Origin of the sequence: Lysinibacillus sp. NPDC048646, from assembly GCF_050272295.1 — a bacterium.
GTDB lineage: Bacteria > Bacillota > Bacilli > Bacillales_A > Planococcaceae > Lysinibacillus.
Genome location: NZ_JBNNLZ010000057.1, coordinates 1 through 2,358, shown reverse-complemented (window position 1 = coordinate 2,358; position 2,358 = coordinate 1). Strand labels below are relative to the sequence as shown.

Annotated in this window: 3 protein-coding genes; all 3 read left to right on the top strand. The window is 40.8% G+C overall.

The features are described 5' to 3' along the window. Positions 1-83: 83 nt before the first annotated feature. The 3 genes from ACQKII_RS24605 (at position 84) to tnpC (ending at position 2,274) form a co-directional block, all read left to right on the top strand. On the top strand, positions 84-275 hold the full coding sequence (locus tag ACQKII_RS24605) for a hypothetical protein (protein ID WP_427463055.1): 192 nt from the start codon (positions 84-86) through the stop codon (positions 273-275). Continuing rightward, positions 275-628 carry an IS66 family insertion sequence element accessory protein TnpB gene (tnpB, locus tag ACQKII_RS24600; protein WP_107927126.1) on the top strand — a complete coding sequence of 118 codons (354 nt, stop codon included), beginning with the start codon at positions 275-277 and terminating at the stop codon, positions 626-628. The genes ACQKII_RS24605 and tnpB overlap by 1 nt, the downstream gene beginning before the upstream one ends. Before the next feature lie 62 nt (positions 629-690). Beyond that, positions 691-2,274, top strand: a complete 1,584-nt coding sequence (gene tnpC, locus ACQKII_RS24595; protein ID WP_427463054.1) for an IS66 family transposase — start codon at positions 691-693, stop codon at positions 2,272-2,274. Positions 2,275-2,358 lie beyond the last annotated feature (84 nt).

Genomic DNA, 2,358 nt, shown 5'->3' with positions numbered 1-2,358 from the left:
GTAAGCCCGTAATCAAATAACGCATATAATCATTCAAGCACCTCCGGTATGATAGACGTATCAAATGAAGGAGATGCTTTCTTATGCCGATTACCAAGCTAACAATTGTCCCCGTGACACTAGATCCTATCACTGATGAATCTTCACCTATCATGCCAACAAAAAATACCCCTGGTCCGAGCTGTGTCATCAAAACAGCGAGTGCTGAAATTTCCTTCTTCAATGGCGTAGATGAGCACATCATCCTAACAATCATGAAGGAGTTGAATAAGTGATGAAGCATGATTTCACGAGCGTGCAAAACATCTATATCATTTGCGGCAAAACTGATATGCGTAAAGGCATTGACGGTCTCGCAACGCTCATTCAGGATTCTTTTGAACTCGATCTATACAGCGATTCCATTTTTTTATTTTCTGGTTGGAGCAGGGACCGCTATAAATGTTTATATTTTGATGGAGATGGCTTCGCCATGCTTTATAAACGATTAGATAATGGCAAGTTACAATGGCCGAAAGACGAAAATGAAGTGCGTAACCTTTCACAACAGGAGCTTCGCTGGCTGTTAGAAGGCTTATCACTTCAGCAACCAAAAGCGATTGCAAAATCAGCAAAAGGTGTCTTTTAAACTCACCTATCAAGATGGTATAATCATCCATAACTTATACTGAACGAAATGTGGTGAATAACTTGGATAACTCATTTTCTAACCAAAATGAACGATTCATTCAATTACTAGAGCAACAATTGGCTCATTCAAATCAGCAAAATAATGAATTAACAAAAAAGCTGGATCAATCGTTGAAACAAATTGAAGCGTTGACTGGACAAGTTCGCCAATTAACAAAGGCTTTATACGGTTCAAAATCAGAAAAATCAAAGTACCAAGCACCAGATGGACAAGGTTCTTTATTTGAAGACGATCCGTCTTTTAACAATTCTGAGCAGACAGAGGAACAAAGCACGCCAACTGTTACTTATACTGTTGTCCGTAAACTACATAAGAAAAAACGGAATGATTCTTTTCGTGAAGGGATTGAAATAGAAGAAATTCACCATCATCCTGAAAACACGCAATGTGACTGTTGCCATGGTCAAATGACGGAAGCTGGTACAACACTTGCGCGTGAAGAAGCGAAATTCATTCCGGCAAAAATGATGCGCATCCAGCATATAGAGCATGCCTATGAGTGCAAGCACTGTAAAAAGGATGCCTCGGAAAAAGCACAAATGAAACGTGGGAAAGCACCGCAAGGTGCCTTTCAGCGAAGTATTGCAGGACCGACTGTTTTAGCAAAACTCATCTATGATAAGTTTATCCAGTACTTACCTCTTTACCGCCAGGTGAAGGAGTGGGAGCGTTATGGCTTGCTTACCAACGATAAAAACTTATCGAACTGGGTCATTCGTGCAGCAGAAGATTGGCTTCTACCGGTTTATGAACTGATGAAGCAGACATTAACAGCGAAATCTGTTCTACATGTGGACGAAACGTATGCGCAAATCATCAAACGTTCAGACGGAAAATCCGGTCAATCGAATGCCTACAATTGGGTGTTCCGAAGCGTGCCAAGCCAAGGACCAATCATCGTTCTTTTCCAAAGTGCTTTATCGAGAAGCCGTTCTGTATTAGAAGACTTTACAGCTGGTTTTAAAGGAACCATGATTTGTGATGGTTATTCTGCATACGGCAATCTACCTGATGTCACATTCGCCAACTGTTGGGCACATGTGCGACGTTATTGGCTGAAAGCCGATAGCGAAAACGGCAAAATTGGCGTGGATTATTGTGATCAACTGTATCACTTAGAACGTCAATTTAAGGATCTTTCACCAGGTAAACGCCGAAAAGCAAGGCAAAAACATTCAAAGCCGATTGTAGAAAAGTTTCTAAAATGGGTAGACGAATCACCTTTCTTCGGTAAAAATTCCTTAGCCAAAGCAGCGGAATACACATTAAATCGTATCCACGGATTAAAAGCGTTTCTGTACGACGGTAGGATTGAAATCGATAATAATCCAGCCGAAAATGCGATTCGTCCGAATGTGATTGGTCGTAAGAACTGGCTTTTCTCTATGAGTGAAGCTGGTGCTAAAGCCAATGCCATCTGCTTAAGTTTGGCTGAAACGGCAAAAGCAAACGGCATCGATTTTTATCAATACTTAGTGACATTAATGACAGAGCTGCCAAATTTACCGTTCCACCAGCGGCCAGAGATTTTAAATAATTACATGCCTTGGTCGAAAAATATCCAAGCGACATGTGCAAAATAGCCATCTATTTGAAAAAATTTCAGATAGATGGCCATTCGTCGTGCGTACCGAAAAGGTGCGCTTATTTTTTTATTTCGGGCTTAC

What these genes read in the sequence shown, in the direction of transcription:
- ACQKII_RS24605 (WP_427463055.1), top strand. Translation starts at nt 84, where the DNA reads ATGCCGATTACCAAGCTAACAATTGTCCCCGTGACACTAGATCCTATC.
- tnpB (WP_107927126.1), top strand. Translation starts at nt 275, where the DNA reads ATGAAGCATGATTTCACGAGCGTGCAAAACATCTATATCATTTGCGGC.